This is a genomic window from Streptomyces sp. NPDC097981 (assembly GCF_040302565.1).
Taxonomy (GTDB): Bacteria; Actinomycetota; Actinomycetes; order Streptomycetales; family Streptomycetaceae; genus Streptomyces.
This window is the reverse complement of record NZ_JBEORW010000002.1, coordinates 259,953-284,103: the sequence shown is the minus strand read 5'-3', so window position 1 is coordinate 284,103 and position 24,151 is coordinate 259,953. Positions and strand designations below refer to the sequence as shown.

The 24,151-nt window shown below is 71.1% G+C and carries 25 protein-coding genes and 2 tRNA genes; 11 read left to right on the top strand and 16 right to left on the bottom strand.

Annotation, left to right across the window (positions count from 1 at the left end; translation table 11 throughout):
- Positions 1 to 35: 35 nt before the first annotated feature.
- Positions 36 to 1,178: an acyl-CoA dehydrogenase family protein gene (locus ABTY04_RS02985; RefSeq protein ID WP_352211521.1), complete on the top strand. Its 1,143-nt coding sequence runs from the start codon at positions 36 to 38 to the stop codon at positions 1,176 to 1,178.
- Positions 1,179 to 1,186: 8 nt separating this feature from the next.
- On the opposite strand, the gene ABTY04_RS02980 is transcribed toward ABTY04_RS02985, so the two are convergent.
- From ABTY04_RS02980 to ABTY04_RS02955, 6 genes are all read right to left on the bottom strand, one after another.
- Complete coding sequence (locus ABTY04_RS02980) at positions 1,187 to 1,531, bottom strand: rhodanese-like domain-containing protein (RefSeq protein ID WP_352211520.1); 345 nt, start codon at positions 1,529 to 1,531, stop codon at positions 1,187 to 1,189.
- Positions 1,532 to 1,612: 81 nt separating this feature from the next.
- The gene (locus ABTY04_RS02975) at positions 1,613 to 2,425 is read right to left on the bottom strand and encodes a J domain-containing protein (RefSeq protein WP_352211519.1); all 813 of its coding nucleotides are present in this window, start codon (positions 2,423 to 2,425) and stop codon (positions 1,613 to 1,615) included.
- Between the two features lie 103 nt (positions 2,426 to 2,528).
- Complete coding sequence (locus tag ABTY04_RS02970; RefSeq protein ID WP_352211518.1) at positions 2,529 to 3,989, bottom strand: DUF2252 domain-containing protein; 1,461 nt, start codon at positions 3,987 to 3,989, stop codon at positions 2,529 to 2,531.
- Between the two features lie 73 nt (positions 3,990 to 4,062).
- Positions 4,063 to 4,722 carry a response regulator gene (locus tag ABTY04_RS02965; protein WP_352211517.1) on the bottom strand — a complete coding sequence of 220 codons (660 nt, stop codon included), beginning with the start codon at positions 4,720 to 4,722 and terminating at the stop codon, positions 4,063 to 4,065.
- An 8-nt stretch (positions 4,723 to 4,730) separates the two neighbouring features.
- Complete coding sequence (locus ABTY04_RS02960; protein WP_352211516.1) at positions 4,731 to 6,410, bottom strand: sensor histidine kinase; 1,680 nt, start codon at positions 6,408 to 6,410, stop codon at positions 4,731 to 4,733.
- A 243-nt stretch (positions 6,411 to 6,653) separates the two neighbouring features.
- Positions 6,654 to 6,736 (bottom strand) — tRNA-Leu (locus ABTY04_RS02955).
- A 292-nt stretch (positions 6,737 to 7,028) separates the two neighbouring features.
- Between ABTY04_RS02955 and ABTY04_RS02950 the strand changes: the two genes are divergently transcribed.
- The 6 genes from ABTY04_RS02950 to pknB all read left to right on the top strand — a co-directional run bounded on the left by ABTY04_RS02950 (position 7,029) and on the right by pknB (position 15,123).
- Positions 7,029 to 7,841 (top strand): FHA domain-containing protein, encoded by an 813-nt coding sequence (locus ABTY04_RS02950; RefSeq protein ID WP_352211515.1) that lies wholly within the window; start codon positions 7,029 to 7,031, stop codon positions 7,839 to 7,841.
- 10 nt (positions 7,842 to 7,851) lie between these two features.
- Positions 7,852 to 8,361, top strand: coding sequence for an FHA domain-containing protein FhaB/FipA (locus ABTY04_RS02945; RefSeq protein ID WP_352211514.1), 510 nt, complete (start codon positions 7,852 to 7,854; stop codon positions 8,359 to 8,361).
- Between the two features lie 141 nt (positions 8,362 to 8,502).
- Complete coding sequence (locus ABTY04_RS02940; protein WP_352211513.1) at positions 8,503 to 9,966, top strand: Stp1/IreP family PP2C-type Ser/Thr phosphatase; 1,464 nt, start codon at positions 8,503 to 8,505, stop codon at positions 9,964 to 9,966.
- Between the two features lie 34 nt (positions 9,967 to 10,000).
- The gene (locus tag ABTY04_RS02935; RefSeq protein ID WP_352211512.1) at positions 10,001 to 11,425 is read left to right on the top strand and encodes an FtsW/RodA/SpoVE family cell cycle protein; all 1,425 of its coding nucleotides are present in this window, start codon (positions 10,001 to 10,003) and stop codon (positions 11,423 to 11,425) included.
- Positions 11,422 to 12,891, top strand: a complete 1,470-nt coding sequence (locus ABTY04_RS02930; protein ID WP_352211511.1) for a peptidoglycan D,D-transpeptidase FtsI family protein — start codon at positions 11,422 to 11,424, stop codon at positions 12,889 to 12,891. The genes ABTY04_RS02935 and ABTY04_RS02930 overlap by 4 nt, the downstream gene beginning before the upstream one ends.
- A 213-nt stretch (positions 12,892 to 13,104) precedes the next feature.
- Positions 13,105 to 15,123 (top strand): Stk1 family PASTA domain-containing Ser/Thr kinase, encoded by a 2,019-nt coding sequence (gene pknB, locus ABTY04_RS02925; RefSeq protein ID WP_352211510.1) that lies wholly within the window; start codon positions 13,105 to 13,107, stop codon positions 15,121 to 15,123.
- Between the two features lie 79 nt (positions 15,124 to 15,202).
- Here the strand turns inward: pknB and ABTY04_RS02920 are convergent, their stop codons facing one another.
- The 6 genes from ABTY04_RS02920 to ABTY04_RS02895 all read right to left on the bottom strand — a co-directional run bounded on the left by ABTY04_RS02920 (position 15,203) and on the right by ABTY04_RS02895 (position 19,160).
- Positions 15,203 to 15,916, bottom strand: coding sequence for a class E sortase (locus tag ABTY04_RS02920; RefSeq protein WP_352211509.1), 714 nt, complete (start codon positions 15,914 to 15,916; stop codon positions 15,203 to 15,205).
- Positions 15,917 to 15,929: 13 nt separating this feature from the next.
- Positions 15,930 to 16,739 (bottom strand): class E sortase, encoded by an 810-nt coding sequence (locus tag ABTY04_RS02915; protein ID WP_502996536.1) that lies wholly within the window; start codon positions 16,737 to 16,739, stop codon positions 15,930 to 15,932.
- Entirely contained in the window at positions 16,736 to 17,374 is a 639-nt protein-coding gene (locus ABTY04_RS02910) for an aminodeoxychorismate/anthranilate synthase component II (RefSeq protein WP_352211508.1), read from the bottom strand. The genes ABTY04_RS02915 and ABTY04_RS02910 overlap by 4 nt, the downstream gene beginning before the upstream one ends.
- A complete protein-coding gene (locus ABTY04_RS02905; RefSeq protein ID WP_030011120.1) occupies positions 17,371 to 17,547 on the bottom strand; it encodes a hypothetical protein in 177 nt (58 codons plus the stop codon). The genes ABTY04_RS02910 and ABTY04_RS02905 overlap by 4 nt, the downstream gene beginning before the upstream one ends.
- Positions 17,548 to 17,638: 91 nt before the next feature.
- A complete protein-coding gene (locus ABTY04_RS02900) occupies positions 17,639 to 18,400 on the bottom strand; it encodes a class E sortase (RefSeq protein ID WP_352211507.1) in 762 nt (253 codons plus the stop codon).
- On the bottom strand, positions 18,372 to 19,160 hold the full coding sequence (locus ABTY04_RS02895) for a DUF881 domain-containing protein (protein ID WP_352211506.1): 789 nt from the start codon (positions 19,158 to 19,160) through the stop codon (positions 18,372 to 18,374). The genes ABTY04_RS02900 and ABTY04_RS02895 overlap by 29 nt, the downstream gene beginning before the upstream one ends.
- A gap of 91 nt (positions 19,161 to 19,251) precedes the next feature.
- On the opposite strand from ABTY04_RS02895, the gene crgA reads away from it, so the two are divergent.
- Positions 19,252 to 19,506 carry a cell division protein CrgA gene (crgA, locus tag ABTY04_RS02890; RefSeq protein WP_030857683.1) on the top strand — a complete coding sequence of 85 codons (255 nt, stop codon included), beginning with the start codon at positions 19,252 to 19,254 and terminating at the stop codon, positions 19,504 to 19,506.
- A gap of 141 nt (positions 19,507 to 19,647) precedes the next feature.
- On the opposite strand, the gene ABTY04_RS02885 is transcribed toward crgA, so the two are convergent.
- The gene (locus tag ABTY04_RS02885; protein WP_352211505.1) at positions 19,648 to 20,523 is read right to left on the bottom strand and encodes a rhomboid family intramembrane serine protease; all 876 of its coding nucleotides are present in this window, start codon (positions 20,521 to 20,523) and stop codon (positions 19,648 to 19,650) included.
- A 112-nt stretch (positions 20,524 to 20,635) separates the two neighbouring features.
- Positions 20,636 to 21,163, bottom strand: a complete 528-nt coding sequence (locus ABTY04_RS02880; protein WP_352211595.1) for a peptidylprolyl isomerase — start codon at positions 21,161 to 21,163, stop codon at positions 20,636 to 20,638.
- 175 nt (positions 21,164 to 21,338) lie between these two features.
- On the opposite strand from ABTY04_RS02880, the gene ABTY04_RS02875 reads away from it, so the two are divergent.
- The gene (locus tag ABTY04_RS02875) at positions 21,339 to 22,031 is read left to right on the top strand and encodes a DUF5324 family protein (RefSeq protein WP_352211504.1); all 693 of its coding nucleotides are present in this window, start codon (positions 21,339 to 21,341) and stop codon (positions 22,029 to 22,031) included.
- A 74-nt stretch (positions 22,032 to 22,105) separates the two neighbouring features.
- Here the strand turns inward: ABTY04_RS02875 and ABTY04_RS02870 are convergent, their stop codons facing one another.
- On the bottom strand, positions 22,106 to 22,537 hold the full coding sequence (locus ABTY04_RS02870; protein WP_352211503.1) for a LysM peptidoglycan-binding domain-containing protein: 432 nt from the start codon (positions 22,535 to 22,537) through the stop codon (positions 22,106 to 22,108).
- 158 nt (positions 22,538 to 22,695) lie between these two features.
- Here ABTY04_RS02870 and ABTY04_RS02865 point away from each other — a divergent pair, with 158 nt between their 5' ends.
- Positions 22,696 to 23,220 carry a GNAT family N-acetyltransferase gene (locus ABTY04_RS02865; protein WP_352211502.1) on the top strand — a complete coding sequence of 175 codons (525 nt, stop codon included), beginning with the start codon at positions 22,696 to 22,698 and terminating at the stop codon, positions 23,218 to 23,220.
- Positions 23,221 to 23,302: 82 nt separating this feature from the next.
- On the opposite strand, the gene ABTY04_RS02860 is transcribed toward ABTY04_RS02865, so the two are convergent.
- Positions 23,303 to 23,375 (bottom strand) — tRNA-Ala (locus ABTY04_RS02860).
- Between the two features lie 161 nt (positions 23,376 to 23,536).
- Here ABTY04_RS02860 and ABTY04_RS02855 point away from each other — a divergent pair.
- Complete coding sequence (locus ABTY04_RS02855) at positions 23,537 to 24,085, top strand: helix-turn-helix domain-containing protein (protein ID WP_352211501.1); 549 nt, start codon at positions 23,537 to 23,539, stop codon at positions 24,083 to 24,085.
- Positions 24,086 to 24,151: the final 66 nt, after the last annotated feature.

Genomic DNA, 24,151 nt, shown 5'->3' with positions numbered 1-24,151 from the left:
CTGACCGGGATCCGGTGCGCGCGGGAGGACAGGCAGTGGACTTCACCTTCACCGAGGAGCAGCAGGCCGCCGTCGAGGCGGCGAAGGCCGTCTTCGCGGACGTCGCCCCGGACGGCGTGCCCAGCCCCGCGCTGACCCCGGGGGCCGTCGCCGAGGACTTCGACCGGCCGCTGTGGGCCAGGCTCGCCTCATCGGACCTGCTGAGCCTGGTCCTTGCCGAGGAGTACGGCGGGGCGGGTCTCGACGCGATCGCCCTGTGCCTGGTGCTGCGCGAAGCGGCGAAGGTGCTGGCCCGGGTACCGCTGCTGGAGCACTGCGCCACCGCCATGGCCGTCCAGGCCCACGGCAGCCCCGAACTGGCCGCCGCCCTGCTGCCCGGAGCCGGGCGCGGGACACTCGTCCTCACCGCCGCCGCCCACGGCCGCAGCGGCCACGATCCCGCGGAACTCGCCGTCACCGCCCGCCGCGAGGGCGCGCAGTGGACCCTCGACGGGCTGCAGACGGCCGTCCCGTGGGCGCACGGCGCCGACTGGATCGCCGTACCGGCCCACACCGGCGACGCCGGGGCCGTCCTCGCGCTCGTCCCGCGCGCCGCCACCGGCCTCACCCTGGCCGACCAGGTCTCCACCAGCGGGGAACGGCTCGCCGAACTCGCCCTGGACGGCGTGCGGGTGCCCGCGACGCACGTCATCGACGCCCCGGGTGCCGGGGAGCGGCTCCGCCAGCTCCTCGCCACCGGGACCTGTGCCCTGGCACTCGGTCTCGGCGCAGGCGTCCTCGCCATGACCAGCCAATACACCGGCAAGCGCGAACAGTTCGGCTTCCCGGTGGCCACCTTCCAGGCCGTCGCCGTCCAGGCCGCCGACCGCTACATCGACCTGCGGGCCATGGAGGTCACCCTCTGGCAGGCCGCCTGGCGGCTCGATGCGGCGACCGGCGGGGCGGGCGGCCCGCTGCCGAGCGCCGGCGACGTGGCCGTCGCCAAGATCTGGGCCTCTGAGGGCGTACGCCGGGTCGTGCAGACGGCACAGCATCTGCACGGGGGCTTCGGCGCCGACACCGACTACCCGCTGCACCGCTACCACGCGTGGGCCAAACAGCTGGAGCTCCAGCTGGGCCCGGCCGCGGCGCACGAGGAGGCGCTGGGAGACCTGCTGGCCGCCCACGCCCTCGCCTGACGGCCGGACTAGAGCACGAAGGCCGGGTTCCCGCTGTCGGTCACCATCGGGCGCCCGGCGCCGTCCCAGGCCTGCATGCCGCCGTCCACGTTCACCGCGTCGATGCCCTGGCGCACCAGGTACTGGGTGACCTGCGCGGAGCGCCCGCCGACCCGGCACATCACATGCACGCGGCGGCCGTCCTCGACGGCTTCCGTCAGCTCGCCGAAGCGGGCCACGAAGTCGCTCATCGGGATGTGCACGGCGCCTTCCACGTGCCCGGCAGCCCATTCGTCGTCCTCGCGGACGTCAAGGACAAAGCCTTCGGAGGGCACCGCCACGGCGTCCACCGAGGGAAGCGGTCCGAAGTTCATACGTCGCCTTCTCTCATCGCAGATCTGACTCCCAACCTATCGGACGGCACCCGGATCAAGCCCCGCCGCACCCGGCCGGGATCACGGGGTGACGAGCTCCGCCAGCTCCGACTCCCGCTCGGAAACCTCGGCGAGCAGCTGCTCCGCGATCTCCTCCAGCAGCCGGTCCGGATCCTCCGGCGCCATCCGCAGCATCGACCCGATCGCACTGTCCTCCAGCTCCCGTGCCAGGGCCGCCAGCAGCTCCTTGCGCTGCGCCAGCCACTCCAGCCGGGCGTACAGCTCCTCGCTCTCGTTCAGCCGCCGCACGGCCTCCGGCACGGGGCCGGCCGCCCATTCCTCGGCCAGCTCGCGCAGCAGCTGCTCCTCGCCCCGCCCGTACGCGGCGTTGACCCGCGCGATGAACGCGTCGCGGCGCTCCCGCTCGGCTTCGTCCCGGGCGAGATCCGGGTGGGCCTGGCGGACCAGCTCGCGGTAGAGCCGGCGCACCTCCTCCGTCGGCCGCACCCGCTCCGGGGGCCGCACCGGGCGGTCGGTGAGCATCGCGGACGCGTCGTCGGAGACGCCCTCCGAACCCATCCAGTCGTGGAACAGCTCGTCCACGCCCGGCATCGGCATCACCAGCGAGCGTGCATCGCGGGCCCGCCGCAGATCCTCGGCATCGCCGCTGCGCGCCGCCTTCGCCTCGGCGATCAGCGCGTCCAGCTCGTCGAGCCGCGAGTACATCGGGCCGAGCTTCTGGTGGTGCAGCCGGGAGAAGTTCTCCACCTCCACCCGGAAGGTCTCCACCGCGATCTCGAACTCGATCAGCGCCTGCTCGGCGGCCCGGACGGCCCGCTCCAGGCGCGCCTCGGGTCGCTCGTCGCCCGTCTCTTCAGTCTGCTGCTCGCTCACCCGGCCAGCCTAAGGCCGGTCCGCCCGGGTCGATGTTTCACGTGGAACATCGACCCGTGACCGTGACCCGCGCCCGGACCCCGTGGCCCGGACCGCGACGCGCTCAGACCCCGGCCTCCGCCGCGATCCGCCCGGACCGCACCGCCGCCACCAGGTGCGCGTGGTCGGCCTCGCTGCGGTCGGCGTACGCCACCGCGAAGGAGGCCATCGCCTCGTCCAGCTCGTCGTTCTTGCCGCAGTACCCGGCCAGCAGCCGCGGATCGGCGCTGTGTGCGTGCGCCCGGGCCAGCAGGGCGCCGGTCATGCGCCCGTAGTCGTCGATCTGGTCGGCGGCCAGCGCCGCCGGGTCCACGCTGCCCTTGCGGTTGCGGAACTGCCGCACCTGGTACGGCCGCCCCTCCACCGTGGTCCAGCCCAGCAGGTGGTCGGAGACCACCTGCATCCGCTGCTGGCCGGTCACCACCCGGCGGCCCTCGTGCTCCTCGGCCACGGTCTCGAAGCCCAGCGCGGGCAGGTACGGCAGCAGCACGGACGGCCGCGCCTCCTTCACCTGGAGCACCAGCGGCTCGCCCCGGTGGTCCAGCAGCAGTACGACGTACGAGCGGGTTCCGACGCTCCCGGTACCCACCACCCGGAAGGCCACGTCGTGGATCGCGTACCGGGCCAGCAGCGGCAGCCGGTCCCCCTGCAGGGTCTTCAGGTACGGGCCCAGCGAGGCCGCCACGGCCGCCGCCTCCCCGTCGCCGACCCGGCGCAGCACCGGCAGCGCGTCCACGAAGCGGCGCGAGCCGTCGGGGCCGGCCTCGGTGGACTTGGCGGCGAACCGCGCCGAGGTGTTGTTGCGGGCCTTCTCCGAGACCCGCTCCAGCGTGCCCAGCAGGTCCCGGGCATCGGTGTGCGAGACGAGCTCCTCGTCCGCGATGGCGTTCCAGGCGTCCAGCGCCGGCAGCTTGGCCAGCAGCCGCATGGTCCGGCGGTACGCGCCCACGGCATCGTGCGCCGCGGCCCGGCAGGTGTCCTCGTCCGCGCCGGCCACCCGGCCGGCCAGGATCAGCGAGGTCGCCAGCCGCTTCACGTCCCACTCCCACGGGCCGAACACGGTCTCGTCGAAGTCGTTCAGGTCGATGACGAGCCGGCCGCGCGCATCCCCGTACAGCCCGAAGTTCGCCGCATGGGCATCGCCGCATATCTGTGCGCCGACCCCGGTCACCGGGCCGCCGGACAGGTCGTGCGCCATCAGCCCGGCCGATCCGCGCAGGAACGCGAAGGGGTTCGCGGCCATCCGGCCCGTCCGTATCGGCGCCAGCTCGGCGACCCGCCCGACGTTGGACTCCTCCACCGCCCGCACCGCGTCCGGCCGCCCGGCCGGGGCCTCGAAGTGCGCGTGCGCCGAGCGCGGCACCCGCATGCGCAGCGCCTTGCCCGCCTCCTTGGGCGAGCCCGCCACGGCCCGCGGCGCGAAGCCCTCGACGGCCGGTATCCGCCCGCCGCCCCTCAGGCCCGCCGCGCCCGCCGACCGCGCCGTGTCCGCTTCCGTCGCGCGCTGCTCCGATACCGCCGTCATGCGTGCCGCCCCCGCCCGTGTCCGTTGGCCGCCGAATGTCCGGGCCAACAACATCAATTCGGCCCGACCGTACCTACAGCCCGGCGTCCCTGGCCAGCAGGGCCGCCTGAACCCGGTTCTCGCAGCCCAGCTTCGCCAGGATCCGGCTCACGTACGTCTTCACCGTCGCCTCGCTCATGTGCAGCCGCCGGCCCGCGTCCGCGTTCGACAGCCCCTCGCCCAGCAGCGCCAGCACCCCGCGTTCCCGCTCGCTCAGCTCCGCCACCCGCCGCCGGGCCTCCTCGCCGCGCGCCGCGCCCCGTCCCGAGGCCAGCTGGTCGACCACGTGCCGGGTGGCCCCCGGCGAGAGGTACGCGTCCCCGGCGGCGGCCGCCCGGACCGCGCCGATCAGCTCGCCCGGCGCCGAGTCCTTCAGCAGGAACCCCGCGCCGCCCGAGCCCAGGGCCCGCAGCACGTTCTCCTTCTCCCCGAACGTGGTCAGGATCAGCGCGCGGACCTCGGGTGCCGCCCGGCCCAGCTCGCCGAGCGCGGTCAGGCCGTCCATCACCGGCATCTGGATGTCCAGCAGCATCACGTCCGGGGTGTGCGCGCGGGCGAGATCGACGGCCTCGTGGCCGTTCGCCGCCTCCGCGACGACCTCGATGTCCGGGGCCGAGGTCAGGATCATCCTGATCCCGGCCCGGATCAGCGGCTCGTCGTCAGCGATCACCACTCGGACCGGCTTGGCTGTCACCCGTGCTCCTACTGCTCGGACTCGTACGCCTGCTTGTCGACGAGCTTGCCGTCCTTGAAGCAGAACCGGAAAACAGTATTGGTGGTCAGTCCCGAATCCTCCGACGACAGCAGTGCCAGGCACCGCGCGCCCGCCGGCCGCTCCGGCCCCTTGTGGTCCAGGCCCACGGTCATGAAGCTGTCGCCTTCGGGCAGCCGGGCCCGGACGTCCTCCTCCGAGTCGCCCACGCGCACCTCGTCGTACTGCTCCCGGCTGATCAACGCGTTGCTCACCGAGCCCATCAGCAGCACCACACCGGCCCCGACCACGATCACCAGCAGCACCAGCGCCGCGACGGCGATCCCGCAGCCCGTCGCGACGCCCCCGACCCGGCTGCGGCCCCGTACGGCCAGCTCCCGGTCCACCGCCGCCCAGTCCATCGGCGGCGCCGACGCACGCCCCGGAGCCTGCGCCTGCTGCCCGAAGTCGTCGGCGATGTCCTCCACCCCCGCCGGCTCCGCCCCGTACGGGAGCACCCCGGCCACCCGGAACCCGCCGTCCTCGGTCGCCCCCGCGTGCACCATCCCGCCGACCAGCCGCGCCCGTTCCCGCAGCCCGGTCAGCCCCTGCCCGCCCGACACCACCTCGCCGACGCCCGGCCCGGCCGCCGGCCCGTTGGCGATCTCCACCACCAGCGAGTCGTCCTCGTAGCGCAGCTCCACCGAGATCGGCGCCCCCGAAGCGTGCTTGTACGCGTTGGTCAGCGCCTCCTGCACGATCCGGTACGCAGCGTGGTCGCACGCCGCGGCCAGCGGCCTGGACCGCCCCGACACGGTCATCCGTACGTCGGTCCCCGCGCTCCCCGCCGCCTCCACGATCCCGGCGATCCCGGCCACCCCGCGCGCGGCGGGCCGGGCCTCCTCAGCCGGCACCGGGGCCTCGACGCCGTCCCGCAGGATCCCGACGACCTCCCGCAGCTCGTGCATGGCGGCCACCGAGGCCTGCCGCAGCACCCCCACCGCCTCGCGCTGGTGGCCGGTGAGCTGCGGGTCCACCTCCAGGGCGCCGGTGTGCACCGCGATCAGCGCCAGCTGGTGCCCCAGGCTGTCGTGCATGTCCTGGGCGATCCGCTGGCGCTCCCGCAGCCGGGCCTGCCCGGCGACCATCACGCGCTCCCGCATCAGCTGCCCGTTGCGCTCCTGGAGCGCCTGGAGCAGGGTCCGGCGCTGCGACCAGTAGCGGCTGGCCAGACCCGGCATCACCGTCGTCGCCAGGAACATCAGCGTCGAGAACACGATCACCAGCACGGGCTGCTGGTCGGACCACGCCTGCACGACACCGAAGCCGACCGAGGCGAGGAACGCCAGGACGAACGCGGTCAGCGCCCGGCCCACCCCGACGATCCGGCGCCCCGCCGACCAGCCCAGCAGGATCATGATCAGGAGCGAGCCGGGCAGGAAGGGGGAGACCGCCGCCGCCACGAGCAGGGTCGCCGCCGGCAGCCGGCGTCGCAGCAGCGTGAGCAGCACCACAGCCACGGCGCTCCCCAGCATCCGCTGGACGCTGCCGTTGTCGAGCTCCTCCACCCCCAGCCCGAGCAGCGCGAGCACCCCGGCGAGCACGAGGTCCCCCGCCAGCATCCGCCGGGTCCACGGCTCGGGTCCCGTCAGCCAGACCCAGCCCGCCCGCATCCTCGCCGTCGCATCCACGCGACCGACCCTAGACACCGCCGCCTCCGCCCGGCCGCCCTCTTTCGTCGCGCACACCACGACGAAAGTCGTCCGCCGGCGCCGCGGCCGATCCGGCAGGCGCCCCCAACTCCCCGAACACAGCACGGAATCGGCAGGCCGACGTCCGTGCGTGCGCCCCCGTCCCCGGTCAACTCCGCACCGGAGCACGGAAAAAGCGAAACGGCCGCCACCGCTTTCGCGATGACGACCGTTTCGTCGATGTGGGCGAGGGGGGATTTGAACCCCCACGTCCCGAAGGACACTGGCACCTGAAGCCAGCGCGTCTGCCGTTCCGCCACTCGCCCGAGCAGCGTCCCAGTGGCTCTTCCCTTTCGGGCCGTTCCCCTGGCGACGTCGAAACATTAGCACGTCGGACGGGGTGGATTCACATCGCTTTCCCCACGGCCCCCGGCCCGGCTCCCGATGCCCCTCCCGCACTGCACTCCCGGTGCGGGACACTGTCCCCTGAGCGCCCCTACGATCCCTTGTGAGTACCAACACTCCTGCGCATGGGACCCAGGGGGAACCAGCCGAATCCGCCACGCGTGGATACGATCAGTAAGCAGTACAGGGCGACAACGACGGAGGAGGTGCCCCATGGGAGTCCTGAAGCGGTTCGAGCAGCGACTCGAAGGTCTGGTGAACGGCACCTTCGCCAAGGTGTTCAAGTCCGAGGTCCAGCCCGTCGAGATCGCCGGCGCCCTCCAGCGCGAGTGCGACAACAACGCCACGATCTGGAACCGCGAGCGGACCGTCGTCCCCAACGACTTCATCGTCGAGCTCAGCGCCGGCGACTACGAACGCCTGAGCCCCTACTCCGGGCAGCTCGGCGACGAGCTCGCGGGCCTCGTCCGCGACTACGCCAAGCAGCAGCGCTACAGCTTCATGGGCCCGATCAAGGTCCACCTGGAGAAGGCCGACGACCTCGACACCGGCCTCTACCGGGTCCGCAGCCGCACGCTCGCCTCCAGCACCTCCCAGGCACAGCCGGAGGCCCCCCAGAACCAGCAGGGCGGCTACGGCTACCCGCCGGTCGCCGCACCGCCCATGCCGGCCGGACCGCCCCCGGGCGGTGCCGCGCGCAGGCCGGGCGCGGGCGGACCGGCCCCCGTACCGACCGGAGGCGCCACCCGGCGCCACTGGATCGAGATCAACGGCACCCGCCACCAGATCTCGCGCCCCACGCTCGTACTCGGCCGAAGCACCGAAGCCGACGTGCGGATCGACGACCCCGGCGTCTCGCGCCGGCACTGTGAGATCCGGACCGGAACGCCCTCGACGATCCAGGATCTCGGGTCCACCAACGGCATCGTGGTGGACGGGCAGCACACCACCCGCGCTACGCTCCGCGACGGCTCGCGGATCGTCGTGGGCAGCACCACCATCATTTACCGGCAAGCCGAAGGGTGAAGCGGGGGCAATGTCAGAGCTGACCCTGACGGTCATGCGGTTGGGTTTCCTGGCCGTTCTGTGGCTGTTCGTCATCGTGGCCGTCCAGGTCATCCGCAGCGACCTCTTCGGGACGCGCGTCACGCAGCGCGGCTCGCGCCGCGGCAGCGCCGCGCCCGGAACACCGGCGCAGGCCGGCAGCGGCCGCCAGGCCGCCGCGCCGCCTCAGCAGCGCCAGCGCCGCGGAGCGCCGACCAAACTCGTCGTCTCCGAGGGCACCCTCACGGGCACCACGGTCGCCCTCGCCGGGCAGACGATCACGCTGGGCCGCGCCCACGACTCCACGATCGTGCTGGACGACGACTACGCGTCCAGCCGCCATGCCAGGATCTACCCCGACCGTGACGGCCAGTGGATCGTCGAGGATCTCGGGTCCACCAACGGCACGTATCTCGACCGGACCCGGCTGACCACCCCGACGCCCATTCCGCCGGGCGCCCCGATCCGCATCGGCAAGACCGTCATCGAGCTGCGGAAGTAGTACGAGAATGAGCGAGCGGAGCGAGCGAGCCGCGGCAGTCCGGCCCACCCGGGACACGGACCCGAGCGCGCTCCCGACCGGAGGGTGGGCAGTGTGGCTCGAGACCGGTTGTACCCAGAGGAATCGACTGGGCAGGTGCGCATGAGTCTGTCCCTGCGGTTCGCCGCCGGATCCCACAAGGGCATGATCCGCGAGGGCAACGAGGATTCCGGCTATGCCGGTCCCCGTCTCCTCGCCGTCGCCGACGGCATGGGCGGCCAAGCCGCCGGCGAGGTCGCCAGCTCCGAGGTGATCTCCTCCCTCGTGCAGCTCGACGACGACGTCCCGGGCTCCGACATCCTCACTTCGCTCGCCACTGCCGTGCAGCGCGCGAACGACCAGCTGCGCGTCATGGTCGAGGAGGACGCCCAGCTCGAAGGCATGGGCACCACCCTGACCGCACTCCTGTGGACCGGCCAGCGCCTCGGACTCGTCCACGTCGGCGACTCCCGCGCCTACCTGCTCCGCGACGGCGTCCTCACGCAGATCACCCAGGACCACACCTGGGTGCAGCGCCTCGTCGACGAGGGCCGCATCACCGAAGAGGAAGCCACCACCCACCCGCAGCGCTCGCTCCTCATGCGGGCGCTCGGCAGCGGTGACACCGTCGAGCCCGACCTCTCCATCCGCGAGGTCCGCACCGGCGACCGCTACCTCATCTGCTCCGACGGGCTGTCCGGCGTCGTCTCCCACCAGACCCTGGAAGAGACCCTCGCCGACTACCACGGCCCCCACGAGACCGTGCAGGCCCTGATCCAGCTCGCCCTGCGCGGCGGCGGACCGGACAACATCACCTGCATCGTCGCGGACGTCCTCGACACCGACAGCGGCGACACCCTCGCCGCCCAGCTGAACGACACCCCGGTCGTCGTCGGCGCGGTCGCCGAGAACCAGCACCAGCTCTTCGACAGCGGCAATGCCATGCAGACCCCGGCGGGCCGTGCCTCCGGCCTGGGCCGCCAGGTCCCCCCGCCGGCCGGTGCCTTCGGGCCCCCCGGCAGCGGCGACGCCCCCGGCTACGGCTACCCCGACCAGAGCCAGGGCGGCGGCGCGTACGGCACCTTCGGCGAACCCGAGCCGTACGCCGACGACTCCCGCTACGACGACACGTACGACCACCCCCGCCGGCGCCGCGGCAAAGGGCGCAAGTGGACCACCCGCACCCTGATCCTGCTGATCGTCGCAGGTGTCGTCGGAGGCGGCCTCTACGCCGCCCACCGCTGGACGCAGACCCAGTTCTACATCGGCGTCAAGGGCGACCACGTCGCGCTCTTCCGGGGCATCAGCCAGAACCTCGGCCCGCTGGAGCTCTCCAAGGTGGAGACCGACCGCACCGACATCGAACTGAAGTACCTGCCGCCCTTCAAGCGCAAGCTGGTCGAGGCCACCATCACCGAAACCAGCCTCGACGGCGCCCATCAGAAGATCGACGAACTCGGCGTCCAGGTCACCGCCTGCAAGAAGGACGAGCAGCGCCGCGCCGCGGAAGCGCAGAACCCACCAGCACCCGGTCCCAGCCTGACTGCGACGGAGCAGTCGCTGGTCGGCCTCTGCGGCAAGCAGTAGTAGACACCCGCGGGCACAGGGGGCCTGCCACACCATGAGCGTTGTCACCAACACGACCACCATCGGCGCCATCGAGCTGCCGAGCCGGCGGAACACCGAGCTCCTGCTGCTCGCGTTCGCCGTGGTCATCCCGATCTTCGCCTACGCCAACGTGGGCCTCGCGATCCACGGCAAGCTGCCGCCCGGCATGCTCGCGTACGGAGGCGGCCTGGCCGTCCTCGCCGGCATCGCCCACTTCGTGGTGCGCCGCTACGCGAAGTACGCCGACCCCCTGCTGCTGCCGCTCGGCACGCTGCTCAACGGGCTCGGCTGCGTCCTGATCTGGCGGCTCGACCAGTCGGAGCGGCTGCAGAACCTGGCCAAGCGCAGCTTCGGCGGCTTCTCCGAGTCGGCCCCCCGGCAGATGATGTACACCGCCGTGGCCATCGCCCTGTTCGCCGGCGTGCTGCTGCTGCTCAAGGACCACCGCACCCTGCAGCGGTTCACGTACATCTCCATGGCCGCCTCGCTGGTCCTGCTGATCCTGCCCGTCGTCCCGGGTCTGGGCGCCGACGTCTTCGGCGCGAAGATCTGGATCAGCGTCGGCGGCTTCTCCATCCAGCCCGGCGAGTTCGCGAAGATCGTCATCGCGATCTTCTTCGCCGGCTACCTCATGGTGAAGCGCGACGCCCTCGCCCTGGCCAGCCGCCGCTTCATGGGGCTCTACCTGCCGCGCGGCCGCGACCTCGGCCCGATCCTGATGATCTGGGCGATGAGCCTCCTCGTCCTCGTCTTCGAGAACGACCTCGGCACCTCGCTGCTCTTCTTCGGCATGTTCGTGATCATGCTGTACGTGGCCACCGAGCGGACCAGCTGGATCGTCATCGGCCTGCTCATGAGCGTGGCCGGCGCCGCCGTGGTCGGCGCGACCGCCAGCCACGTCAAGGTCCGCGTCACCGCCTGGCTCGACCCCTTCGCCTGCTACTCCAAGTCGGGCGCCTGCGAGCAGGTCGGCCAGTCGATCATGAGCTTCGGCTCCGGTGGAGTGCTCGGCACCGGCTGGGGACAGGGCAACTCCGACCTCATCGGCTTCGCCGCCAACTCCGACTTCATCTTCGCCACGGTCGGCGAGGAGCTCGGCCTCGCGGGCGTCATGGCCTTCCTCCTGCTCTATGGCCTGATCATCGAGCGCGGCGTCCGCACCGCCCTCGCCGCCCGCGACCCCTTCGGCAAGCTCTTCGCGATCGGCCTCTCCGGCGCCTTCGCCCTGCAGATCTTCGTGGTCGCCGGCGGAGTCATGGGCCTCATCCCCCTGACCGGCATGACCATGCCCTTCCTCGCGTCCGGCGGTTCGTCCGTCCTCGCCAACTGGGCCCTCATCGGGATCCTCATCCGGATCAGCGACACCGCACGCCGCCCCGCCCCGGCCCCGGCACCGTCCCCCGACTCCGAGATGACCCAGGTGGTCCGCCCGTCATGAACAAACCCCTGCGCCGCATCTCTCTCTTCTGCGGGCTCCTCGTCCTCGCGCTGCTGATCCGGACCAACTGGCTCCAGTACGTCCAGGCCGAGGAACTCAGCACCCGCAAGGAGAACCGCCGGGTCCAGATCGCCCAGTACGCCACCCAGCGCGGCAACATCATCGTCGCGGGCGGCCAGCCCATCACCGGCTCCGCAACCACCGACGGCAGCGACTACAAGTACAAGCGGACCTACACCGACGGCGCGCTCTGGGCGCCGGTGACGGGGTACGCCTCCCAGGCCTTCGGCTCCACGCAGCTCGAATCGCTCGAAGACAAGATCCTCACCGGCAACGACGACCGGCTGTTCTTCGACCGCACCATCGGCATGTTCACCGGCGAGAAGAAGGCCGGCGGCAACGTCGTCACCACGCTGATGCCGGACGTCCAGAAGGCCGCCTACGAGAAGCTCGGCGACAAGACGGGTGCCGTCGCGGCGATCGACCCGCGCACCGGCGCCATCCTGGCCCTGGTCAGCACCCCCTCGTACGACCCGTCCAGCTTCGCCGGCAACTCCAAGACCGACGAGAAGAACTGGGTCGCGCTCAAGGACAGCCCGGAGAAGAAGCTCGTCAACCGCGCCCTGCGCGAGACCTACCCGCCCGGCTCGACCTTCAAGGTCGTCACCGCCGCGGCCGCGCTGGAGCACGGCGTCGTCACCGACATCAACGCGCCGACGGACACCTCCGAGCCGTTCAACCTGCCGACGACCACGACCCCGATGATCAACCACGCCAAGGGCTGCGAGAAGGCGAGCCTCAACTTCGCGCTCCAGGTGTCCTGCAACTCCGTCTTCGCCAACGTCGCCGACAAGGTGACCAAGGACAAGATGCTGGAGACCGCGCAGAAGTTCGGCTTCAACAACGACAAGATCGACACCCCGGTCCGGGCGTTCGCCAGCGTCTACGACAAGACCATGGACCGGCCGAGCAACTCGCTCTCCGCGATCGGCCAGTACAACACCGCCGCCACCCCGCTCCAGATGGCGATGGTCGCCGCGGCCGTCGCCAACGACGGCAAGCTGATGAAGCCGTACATGGTCGACCAGCTCACCGCCCCGAACCTCGACGTCATCGAGAAGCACGAGCCGCAGGAGATGAGCCGGCCGCTCTCCGCCGCCAACGCGCAGAAGCTCCAGCAGATGATGGTCAACGTCGTCGACAACCCGAACGGCACCGGCGGCAAGGCGAAGATCCCGGGCGTCACCGTCGGCGGCAAGACCGGTACCGCGCAGCACGGCGAGAAGAACGCCAAGCGCCCGTACGCCTGGTTCATCTCCTACGCGAAGACCGACAAGGGCTCCCCGGTCGCCGTTGCCGTCGTCATCGAGGACAGCGACGCCGACCGCGAGGACATCAGCGGTGGCGGCCTCGCGGCACCCGTCGCGAAGGCCGTCATGGAAGCCGTCCTGAAGAACCAGGGCTGACGGGGGAGCGCAAGGGCCGACAGCGGCGCGAAAGCCGTACCGGAGTGATCCACATCGCTGATTCCGCCTGGATACGAGCGTACGGTACCGGTCCGGTATCAGCCTGTGGTCACGAACCGATCACCGACGATCGGCCGGTAGCCTTTGCGCGAACAGCACACCGCCGGACCACACACGGGTGCGGTCGGGACTGACGGAGAGGGCTGCAACGTTATGGAAGAGCCGCGTCGCCTCGGCGGCCGGTACGAGCTGAGCCACGTGCTCGGCCGCGGTGGCATGGCCGAGGTCTACCTCGCCCACGACACCCGGCTCGGCCGTACCGTCGCCGTCAAGACCCTGCGCGCCGACCTCGCCCGCGACCCGTCCTTCCAGGCCCGGTTCCGCCGCGAGGCCCAGTCGGCCGCGTCGCTCAACCACCCGGCGATCGTCGCGGTCTACGACACCGGCGAGGACTACGTCGACAACATCTCCATCCCCTACATCGTGATGGAGTACGTCGACGGCTCGACCCTGCGCGAGCTCCTGCACTCCGGCCGCAAGCTGCTGCCCGAGCGCACCCTGGAAATGACCATCGGCATCCTCCAGGCCCTTGAGTACTCGCACCGCGCCGGCATCGTGCACCGTGACATCAAGCCCGCCAACGTCATGCTCACCCGCACCGGCCAGGTCAAGGTCATGGACTTCGGCATCGCCCGCGCCATGGGCGACTCCGGCATGACCATGACGCAGACCGCGGCGGTCATCGGCACCGCGCAGTACCTCTCCCCGGAGCAGGCCAAGGGCGAGCAGGTCGACGCCCGCTCCGACCTCTACTCCGCCGGCTGCCTGCTCTACGAACTCCTGTGCGTCCGGCCGCCGTTCATCGGGGACTCCCCGGTCGCCGTCGCGTACCAGCACGTGCGGGAAGAACCGCAGCCGCCGTCGAACTTCGACCCCGAGATCACGCCCGAGATGGACGCGATCGTGTTGAAGGCGCTGGTCAAGGACCCCGACTACCGCTACCAGTCCGCCGACGAGATGCGCGCCGACATCGAGGCCTGCCTCGAAGGCCAGCCCGTCGCGGCCGCGGCGGCCATGGGCGCGCCCGGCTACGGCTACCCCGACCAGAACCACGGCTACGGCCCCCAGGGCTACGACCAGCCCACCACCGCCCTGCGCGCCGCCGATTCCGGGCAGACCTCCATGCTCCCGCCGATGCCCCCGGGCGACGGCGGATACGGCTACGGGGACCAGGGCCAGGGCGGCTACGACCCGGGCCACGGCCGCCGCCAGAAGAAGAGCAAGGCCTCGACGATCCTGCTCGTCACGGCCGGCATCCTCGTCCTGGTCGGCGCCATCCTCATCGGCCGCTCCCTCTTCAGCGGCGGCGCCGACAACCGGCCCTCCGTGCCCAAGTTCATCGGCGAGACCTTCGAGCAGGCGCAGAAGACGGGTGACAACGTCGGCCTCAAGGTCGAGAAGGAAGCCGACGAGCCCTGCGACAACCAGCCCAAGGGCAACATCTGCTCGCAGAACCCGGCGCCCGACACCAAGGTCGACAAGGGCTCCACGGTCAAGGTCAAGGTCTCCTCGGGCGCGCCGGAGGTGCCCGTGCCCAACGTCCTCAACCTGACGTTCGACGACGCGGAGAAGGCGCTCAAGGAGAAGGGCTTCGCGGCCGAGAAGAAGACCCAGGAGTCCGACCGGCCCGCCGGCACCGTCCTGGACCAGAACCCGAAGAGCGGCGGCAAGGCCCAGAAGGGCTCGACCGTCACGGTGACGGTCGCCAAGGAGCCCGCGAAGGCCGAGATGCCGGACCTCATGGGCAAGACCAGGGAGCAGGCGGTCAAGGCGCTCACGGACGCCAAGCTCAAGCTCGGCAGCACCACGGAGGTCGACTCCCCGGCCGCCCCGCCGAGGACGGTCGTCCAGCAGCAGTACCAGCCGGGCGAGCAGCTCGCCGTGGGCACGACGGTCAACATCCAGATCGCCAAGGCCTCGCAGCAGCAGACCCAGGTCCCGCAGCTGGTCACCAAGACCGTCGCCCAGGCCAAGGCGGAGCTCGCGAGCCGGGGCCTGAACCTCCAGATCATCGCCGGGCCGACGGACGACAAGGCGATCATCGTGCAGACCGACCCTCCGGCGAACACCCCCGTGGAAGCGGGCAGGGTCATCAACGTCACGACGATCGCCGGCCAGCAGGACGGCGGCAACAACGGCGGGTTCTTCGGGGGCCTGGGCGGCCGGCGCTAGCCGGCGGCCCTCCGGGACGCGGAGACACGCAAAAGCCCCTGTGGGCGGCTCTGAGGCCGCTCACGGGGGCTTTTCCGTGTCAGCGCAGCTCCGCCGGAGGCGTGCGCTTCGCGTCCACCTTCTCCGTGCGCACCAGTTCGCCCCACACGATGTACCGGAACTTCGACGTGTACACCGGCGTACAGGTCGTCAGCGTGATGAAACGGCCCGGTGCCGTCCGCCCCGACTCCTTCGGGACCGCCGAGATCACGTCCACGTTGTACTTCGACGTCTGGCGCAGCTCCGCGAAGACCTTGTACACGTACCAGGTGTCCCGCGTCTCGAAGACGACCGCGTCGCCGTTCTTCACCTTGTCGATGTCGTGGAACTTCGCGCCGTGCCCGTCCCGGTGCGCCGCCAGGGCGAAGTTGCCCGACTGCTCCCACGGCAGGGCCGCCTTCACCGGGTCCGTGTAGTACCCGGCCACGCCGTCGTCGAGGACGTCGCTCGCCGTGCCCCGCTTGACCAGCACCTCGCCGTTCTTCATCGTCGGCACGTGCAGGAAGCCGATCCCGTCCCCGGTGTCCAGCGCCCCCGGCGCCGCGGGCGCGTTCGCCCCGGGGGAGGTCTGCCACTGCCGGCGGACCTCCTCGCCGCGCGCCGACGCCTGCCGGTCCGCGAGCACGTTCGTCCACCACAGCGAGTACGCCACGAACAGGCCCAGTACCAGGCCCACGGTGATCAGGAACTCGCCCAGCAGGCTCAGGAACCCGGCGAGCACACTGCGGCTCGGGGCAGGCGCGGCACGTGACACTGCTTGTTCGTCCTTACGGGCTGGTCAGCGCGGGCGGAGCACCCTGGCTGCGGGGGCGTTCGTCGATCATCCTGCCCCATACGATCATCCGGTAGGTGCTCGTGAACTCCGGGGTGCAGGTCGTCAGCGTGATGTAGCGGCCCGGGGCGGTGAAACCCGATCCGTCCGGCACCGGCTTGATCACGGACACGTTCGTCGGCGGCGTCTGCGCCAGCGACGAGGTCATCTCGTACGTGTAGTACGCGTCCCGCGTCTCGACCACGACCGGGTCCCCGGGCGCCAGACGGTTGATGTAGCGGAACGGTTCGCCGTGGGTGTTCCGGTGGCCCGCCAGCGCGAAGTTGCCCTGCTTGTCGGCCGGCATCGCCGTCTTCAGCGCGCCGTCGCCGTAGTGTCCGACCATCCCCTTGTCGAGCACCTTCGGCTTGCTGGTGCCCTCCGCGACCGGCACCTTCACGTCCAGCTTCGGGATGTAGAGGATCGCGAACCCCTGTCCCGGCTCGAACGCCGTGACGGGCGGCGCGGCCCCGCCCGGGTCCCGCTCCCAGTTCTGCCGCAGCGAGCCCGCCGCTCCGTTCGCCGTCCGCTCGGCCAGCACGTTCGTGTACCAGAGCTGGTAGGCGACGAACAGCAGCATCACCACGCCCAGCGTGATGAACAGCTCCCCGGCGAGCCGGCTCGCGACGACCACCGGGCCGCCCGACACGGGCCGCCTGCGCCGCCGCCCGCCGCCCCGCCTCCGCGTGCGCTTCGCGGCCTCCTGAGCTGCCCTGCGCCGCGCGGCCCGGCCCTCCGTGGGCGCGGACGGCGCGACCGCGGTCACGCGACGGCCTTGCCCACCACCGGGGCCAGCCCCACCGAGCGCTCGACGGCCCCCGCGTCCCCGCAGCGCACCAGCCAGTTCGCGAGCATCCGGTGGCCCCACTCGGTCAGCACCGATTCGGGGTGGAACTGCACGCCCTCGACGTCGTGCTCCCGGTGCCGCAGCCCCATGATGATCCCGTCTTCGGTACGCGCGGTGACCTCCAGCACGTCCGGCAGGGTCTGCGGCTCGGCCGCGAGCGAGTGGTAGCGGGTCGCGGTGAACGGCGACGGCAGCCCCGCGAAGACGCCGAGTCCCTCGTGCACCACCGGCGAGGTCTTCCCGTGCAGCAGCTCGGGAGCCCGGTCCACGACTCCGCCGTACGCCACGGCCATGGACTGCATGCCCAGGCACACGCCGAAGACCGGGACCCCGGTGTCCGCGCAGTGGCGGACCATGTCGACGCAGACGCCCGCCTGCTCCGGCGTTCCGGGTCCGGGCGACAGCAGCACGCCGTCGAAGCCGTCCTGCGCGTGGGCGAGTTCGACCTCGTCGTTGCGCAGCACCTCGCACTCGGCGCCGAGCTGGTACAGGTACTGGACCAGGTTGAAGACAAAGCTGTCGTAGTTGTCGACAACCAGAATGCGCGCGCTCACGGAGTGGCTCCCGATCCCTCGTCCACCGTTACGTCGTTGAACGGAAGGAGCGGCTCGGCCCACGGGAACACGTACTGGAACAGCACGAAGACCACTGCCAGGACCAGTACGAGAGAGATCAGCGCGCGTACCCACGCGTTGCCCGGCAGATGCCGCCAGATCCAGCCGTACATGCCGTCCGTTTCCTTGTCCGTCCAACGATCGACCCACGCACCGCGGGGGCGGTACGCGAACAGCCTAAAGGCAGCGGCCCGGCGGGGTGGGTCAGCTCGGCAAACCCTCCGGCCGGCCCTGGGCGGCCGTCCGGGTCTGGGTCAGCTCCGCCCACACGACGAGCCGGTGGCTGTGGCCCCATTCCGGATCGCAGGTCGTCAGCGTCAGATACCGCCCGGGCGCCGTGAAGGGCGACCTGCGCGGCACCGGTTCGACCACGCCGACCTCGGTGGGCAGCGTCCGCAGCGGCTCGCCGCGGACGGTGTACGTGTACCAGGCCGCCGCGTCCTTGAGGATCACGGCGTCGCCGGGGCGCAGCTCGGGGAAGTCCTTGAAGGGGTCGCCGTACGTCCGCCGGTGCCCCGCCACCGAGAAGTTCCCGGTGGCGCCGGGGCGGGCCGTGCCCGCGTAGTGGCCGAGGCCCTTCTTCAGCACATCCGTGCCGGTGCCCTCCAGGACCGGCTTGTTCCAGTCGGGGCCGAAGCGCGGGATGTACATCTCCGCGAAGGCCCGGCCCGGAGGGTATCCGGGCTCGTCCGCCGCCGGCTGCGGGGGCGCGGGCCGCGGGGCGGCGGAAGAAGCCGGGGGTGGTGCGGGAGGCGGCGCCGCGGCCGGCGCCGCGGCCGAGGCCCAGCGGTCGCGCATGCGCGCCATCTCCCCGTCCATGGCCCGGTCGGCCTTGACCCCGGTCCACAGCAGGACGTACGCCACGAACAGCACGATCAGCGTGCCCGCTGTCAGGCACACCTCGCTGAACGTCCGCACCACCAGGCGCAGTACGGCGTCACGGCGTGCCGGTCGCGGAGGAGGCATCCAGCGGCTTCGCATAGTGGAGGTCCACTGTGCCGGAGTAGCCGGGGAGTGTCAGCTCCTTGTGCTCGTCCACTTTCCAGCCGAGCCCGTACGCCGTCACGTACATCTGGTAGTTCTGCAGGGCCGGGGAGACCGCGAGCGCCTTGCGCAGTGCCGCCGGGTCGCCGACCGCGCTCACCTTGTACGGGGGCGAGTAGACCCGGCCCTGGAGGATCAGCGTGTTGCCGACGCAGCGCACCGCGCTGGTGGAGATCAGCCGCTGGTCCATGACCTGGATGCCCTGGGCGCCGCCCTGCCACAGGGCGTTCACCACGGCCTGGAGGTCCTGCTGGTGGATGACCAGGTCGTTGGGCTGCGGCTCGGGCACGTTGGGAATGCGGGCGGTGGCGTTCGGCGGGGCGTCGTTCAGGGTGACCGTCAGACCCTTGCCTGACAGCGGCTCGGTGCCCGAGGCGGCGCGCAGGGCGGCCAGCTTGGCGTCCTGGGCCTTGGTGCTGCCGTCGTCGCGTTCGGCGAGGGCGTCCACCCGGCTGCGGGCGGCCGCGGTGCTCTGTTCGAGCAGCGCGTTGTTCTGGCTGCGCTCGTGGATGAGGTCCGAGAGCTTGAGGAGCGAGGCGTCCGTGCGGATGTTCGTACCCTTGGACGTGTTGAAACTGGTGACGAAGATGAGGCCTGCCAGGGCGAAAACGGCGGCCGTCAGCAACCGGACCGCTCTGGCCCGGCGACGGGGACCCGCGGAGGAGCCGTCGGAATTGCTCAACGTACCCTTCTCCTTCAACGCCACAGGTCTACTACGCTAACGGACGCCCGGGGCAGGCAAGGTCCCCAGCGCATCGACAGGAGAGCCCCTCGTGCCGAAGTCACGTATCCGCAAGAAGGACGACTACACGCCGCCGCCGGCGAAGCAGGCGCAGCAGATCAGGCTGGGAAGCCGCGGCTGGGTCGCCCCGGTCATGCTGGCGTTCTTCCTGATCGGTCTCGCGTGGATCGTCGTTTTCTACGTGACCGAGACCCAGCTGCCGATCGAGGCCCTGGGCAACTGGAACATCGTGGTCGGTTTCGGCTTCATCGCTGCGGGATTCGGCGTGTCCACGCAGTGGAAGTAGCCCGGCCTCGGTAGGCGCCGGACAGCACATGCGCACCCGGTCCGACAAGCTCTCCCCATGAGTTATCCACAGCGTCATCCACACCTGAGGAAAAGACAGAAGATCTGTGGATAACTCTGTGGAGTGTTGACGCCGGTGTGATCAGGTGAGTTCGGCCGTACGGATCAGGACCAGCGCCGCTGCCAGCAGGAATGCCGCCCCGCAGGTACCCCACTGGACCAGTGTGCGCTTCCTGCCGGCGGCCGGTCCCACCATGCCCAGCCCGACCAGCAGACCGGTCACCAGTCCGCCGATGTGGGCCTGCCAGGACACGGACAGGCTGCCCCCGAAGGGCACGAAGGTCAGCACCAGCATGAGGACGACCATGGTGATCACCGGGCGCATCTCGTAGCGCAGGCGGCGCACCAGCACGACGGTCGCGCCGAGCAGGCCGAAGATGGCGCCGGAGGCGCCCAGGGTCGGCGTGTTCGGCGCGGTCAGCAGATAGACGAGGGCGCTTCCGCCCAGGCCCGACAGCAGGAAGACCGTGAGGTAGCGGGCCCGGCCCAGCGCCGCTTCCAGCGGGCCGCCGATCACCCACAGCGCCAGCATGTTGCCCGCGATGTGCCACCACTCCGCGTGCAGGAACACCGAGCTCATCAGCCGGTAGTACTGGCCGGTGGACACGCCCTCGACGGGGCCGCCGAAGTATTCGACGTACCGCCCGAGCAGTTCCAGTTGCACGACGAACGCCGGCACCAGCAGGCCCACCAGGAACACCGCGACGTTGATCCCGATGAGGACCTTGGTGACCAGGTGGGGATCGGCGGCGACCACCCCGCCCGCGACGGTGCGCGGCGCGTTCGCGGCCGGGTGGTGGCCCGTGCCGGAGCCGTCACGGACACAATCGGGGCACTGGAAGCCGACTGCGGCACTGATCATGCACTCGGGGCAGATGGGGCGCTCGCAGCGCGTGCAGCGGATCCCCGTGTCGCGGTCCGGGTGGCGGTAGCAGCCCGGCAGACGGTCGGTGTCCATCGGTTCCCTCGATCAGCGGCGAGGCAGGGGGTGCACCCCGCCGGTCCGGTATGCCCTCATCGGTTCATACGCATGCAGGACGGACGGGCGGGGCGGAAAGGTTCCCGGAAGGTCAGCGCTTCTCGACCACGACGGACTGGATGATCACGTCGTCGAGCGGGCGCTCGGTGCGCGGGTTCGTCGGGAGGCCGGCGATGGCGTCCACGACCTTCTGGCTGGCCTTGTCGGTGACCTCGCCGAAGATGGTGTGCTTGCGGGTCAGCCAGGCGGTGGGGGCGACGGTGATGAAGAACTGCGACCCGTTGGTGCCCGGGCCGGCGTTGGCCATGGCGACCAGGTACGGCTTGGTGAAGGCCAGGTCGGGGTGGAACTCGTCGGCGAACCGGTAACCCGGGCCGCCGGTGCCGTTGCCGAGCGGGTCGCCGCCCTGGATCATGAATCCGCTGATGACGCGGTGGAAGACGGTGCCGTCGTACAGCGGGTCGGTGGTCTTCTGGCCGTCCGTGGGACGGGTCCACTCGCGGGCGCCCGTGGCCAGCTCCGTGAAGTTGCGGACCGTCTTCGGCGCGAAGTTCGCCAGCAGCTCGATCTCGATGTCGCCGTGGTTGGTCTTCAGGGTGGCGTAGAGCTTCTCGGCCACGGATCTGCCTTCCATAGTCATCACTGTCGGTTCCAGATCCTCCCACGGAGGGCCGTACGGCACAGAAATCCTCCACTCGTATGCCCTGTCACGCATGCCGCCCGGCGATATGGCAGGCATGATCCGACAAAGGGTGGAAAGGTGAACTGTGTCCGCCACCGAGGAGGAGGATCCCGTGACCCGCAAGGACAGCGTGCACCTGGCCGCCGAAAGCGCCAGGGACACGGTGAAGTACGCAGCGGAAGTGGTGGCGCCGTACGCAGCAACCGCCAGGGAAGCCGCTGTGCACTACGCGAACGAGGCGAACGAGCGGCTGGCACCGATGGTGTCGCAGGCGACCGCCGAGGCAGCACGGCAGGCCCGTACGGCGTACGACTGCCATCTGCAGCCGCGGATGAAGGCGGCGCGCGCGCACGTGCCCCCGAACGTGGACCGGGCGGCGACGATGGCCGTGCAGCAGACGCGACGCGCGGCGCGGCAGGCGGCCGACTACACGCAGCCGAGGATCGAGAGCGCGCTGGCGGTGGCCCAGCCGGTGGCCGAGGAAGCCGCGGCCCGCTCGGCGGCGGCCCTGGCGGCGCTGCGCGGCCAGGTGTCGGCCAAGGAGGTGCGGCGGCTGGTCAGGCGCAACGAGCGGCGGGCCCGCTGCGGGCGGGCGTTCAAGGTCGTTGCGGTGGTCGGCGTACTGGCCTGCGGCGCGTACCTGGCGTGGCGGTGGTGGGACCAGCAGTCGAACCCGGACTGGCTCATCGAGCCGCCGGAGGCCACCGAGCTGTCGCGGGACGGCGAGCCTGCCAGCTTCGACGACGAGCTGGCGGAGAAGGAGCGCGAGGACTCGTCCGGCCCGTCGGGCGACGACCGGATCTGACCGCCGCGCGGCGCAGACGGCGGGGAGAGGGCCCGGATCCGCCGGATCCGGGCCCTCTCCCCGCTCCCGGCCGTCTACTGGGGAAGCGTGAGCACCTGGCCCGGACGGATCAGTTCGGGGTTGGAGCCGACGACGCCCCTGTTCATCGCGTAGAGCTCGCGCCAGCGGGCCTCGTTGCCCAGCTCCAGGCGGGCGATCGAAGACAGCGAGTCCCCTGACCGCACGGTGTACGTCCGCTTCTTGACGTCCGGCACGGGCATGGGCGCCGGAGCCGCGGGAACCGCCTTGTGCGCGGCGGACGTCGGGGTCGGGGTGTGCGGCGGATGTGCGGCCTTCGGCCGGGTCTCGGCGGCCATGCGCTCGGCGGCCATCCGGTCGGCGGCGGCTCTGGTGGCCGAGACGGCGTCGCTGTACTTCACCGCGTAGTCGGCGGACGCGGTCGCCGCCGCCTTCTCGGCGGCCTCGTGTTTCTTCTTGTCGGACCTGAGGAAGTCGAAGAGTCCCATGTCTGTACGCCTCCGGCGTGGTGTCGCCCCCTGGCTCGGTGCCTCCCCCCACTGTCGGACAGCAGCGGCCGCCCGGCCCTGTGACAGGGCCAACCGGGGGACCCCGGGCCGTCTCCCGCCGGGCCGGCCCGGTCCGGCCCGGCTGTTACTGTCCCCGGATGCCCGAGCTCATCTCCCCCGACCCCCGCCTGCACGCCTCCTGGCTCGCCGCGCGCGAGGAATGGGGCCCCGACGCCCACATGGACGGAGCCGGCCTGGGCTCCCACGACGACGTGGACAGTCCCGGGGGCTTCGCCGCCTGGACCGAGCGGCTGCGCGGGTACGGGGACCGCACGCTCCCGGTGGAGCAGGGCCGCGTCCACGCCACGTACTGGTGGATCGCCGAGGGCGACACCTATCTGGGCGCCATCGACCTGCGCCACTACCTGAACGGCTTCCTCCTCGACGCCGGCGGCCACATCGGCTACGGCATCCGGCCTTCCGCACGCCGGCGGGGCCTGGCCACGTGGGCCCTGCGCGCGGTCCTGCACGAGGCCCGGGTCCTGGGGATGGACCGGGTCCTCCTGACGTGCGACCCGGACAACACGGGGTCCGTGCGCACGATCGAGCACAGCGGCGGCGTCCTGGAAGACGTCCGCGACACCCTCATAGGCCCCAAGCGCCGCTACTGGATCACTCTCTAGCCGGGGCCGCTCCCGGTCGCCGCCGGCACGCGAAGAGGCCCCCTGACCAACGTTTCCGCTGGCCAGGGGGCCTCTGTTGCTGTGGAGCTTAGGAGATTCGAACTCCTGACATCTGCCTTGCAAAGGCAGCGCTCTACCAACTGAGCTAAAGCCCCGAAAAGGCGGACGCGACCGCCTCCCGTGAAGGGGTGGCCGTTCCGCAGAACAGAGTACCGGGTGAATGCCCGCATCTCGCAAAATGATAGGGACTCCCGCCATGCGACCACTCTCCGTAAGATGCTCGCGAGGTTCGCACCAGCGAAGGGGAGTAGTAAGAGTGGACGCAGTACAGCAAGAGGCCACGGCCAGAGCCAGAGAACTTCAGCGCAGCTGGTACGGGGAGCCGCTGGGCGCCCTCTTCCGCCGGCTCATAGATGACCTCGGCTTGAACCAGGCCCGCCTCGCTGCCGTCCTCGGACTGTCGGCGCCCATGCTGTCCCAGCTGATGAGCGGCCAGCGGGCCAAGATCGGGAACCCGGCCGTGGTCCAGCGCGTCCAGGCCCTCCAGGATCTCGCGGGCCAGGTCGCGGACGGAAGCGTCAGCGCGGCCGAGGCCACCGACCGGATGGACGAGATCAAGAGGACCCAGGGAGGCTCCGTCCTCAGCAACAGCGGCCAGACGACGCCCAGTTCCGGCGCGCCCACCGTCAAGCGCGTCGTCCGCGAGATCCAGTCGCTGCTGCGCTCGGTCTCCGCGGCCGGCGACATCATCGACGCGGCCGACTCCCTCGCCCCCAGCCATCCCGAACTGGCGGAGTTCCTCCGGGTCTACGGTGCCGGCCGCACCGCCGACGCGGTCGCCCACTACGAGTCCCATCAGAACTGACAGCGGACGAGGGTGACGGGGGACGAGGGTGACGGGGGACGAGGGTGACGGGGGACGGGCGCAGCG

Coding starts and splice junctions, on each gene's coding strand:
- ABTY04_RS02980 (WP_352211520.1), bottom strand. CDS start 1,531: ATGAACTTCGGACCGCTTCCCTCGGTGGACGCCGTGGCGGTGCCCTCC.
- ABTY04_RS02970 (WP_352211518.1), bottom strand. CDS start 3,989: ATGACGGCGGTATCGGAGCAGCGCGCGACGGAAGCGGACACGGCGCGG.
- ABTY04_RS02950 (WP_352211515.1), top strand. CDS start 7,029: ATGGGAGTCCTGAAGCGGTTCGAGCAGCGACTCGAAGGTCTGGTGAAC.
- ABTY04_RS02945 (WP_352211514.1), top strand. CDS start 7,852: ATGTCAGAGCTGACCCTGACGGTCATGCGGTTGGGTTTCCTGGCCGTT.
- ABTY04_RS02940 (WP_352211513.1), top strand. CDS start 8,503: ATGAGTCTGTCCCTGCGGTTCGCCGCCGGATCCCACAAGGGCATGATC.
- ABTY04_RS02935 (WP_352211512.1), top strand. CDS start 10,001: ATGAGCGTTGTCACCAACACGACCACCATCGGCGCCATCGAGCTGCCG.
- ABTY04_RS02930 (WP_352211511.1), top strand. CDS start 11,422: ATGAACAAACCCCTGCGCCGCATCTCTCTCTTCTGCGGGCTCCTCGTC.
- pknB (WP_352211510.1), top strand. CDS start 13,105: ATGGAAGAGCCGCGTCGCCTCGGCGGCCGGTACGAGCTGAGCCACGTG.
- ABTY04_RS02905 (WP_030011120.1), bottom strand. CDS start 17,547: ATGTACGGCTGGATCTGGCGGCATCTGCCGGGCAACGCGTGGGTACGC.
- ABTY04_RS02900 (WP_352211507.1), bottom strand. CDS start 18,400: ATGCCTCCTCCGCGACCGGCACGCCGTGACGCCGTACTGCGCCTGGTG.
- ABTY04_RS02885 (WP_352211505.1), bottom strand. CDS start 20,523: ATGGACACCGACCGTCTGCCGGGCTGCTACCGCCACCCGGACCGCGAC.
- ABTY04_RS02870 (WP_352211503.1), bottom strand. CDS start 22,537: ATGGGACTCTTCGACTTCCTCAGGTCCGACAAGAAGAAACACGAGGCC.
- ABTY04_RS02865 (WP_352211502.1), top strand. CDS start 22,696: ATGCCCGAGCTCATCTCCCCCGACCCCCGCCTGCACGCCTCCTGGCTC.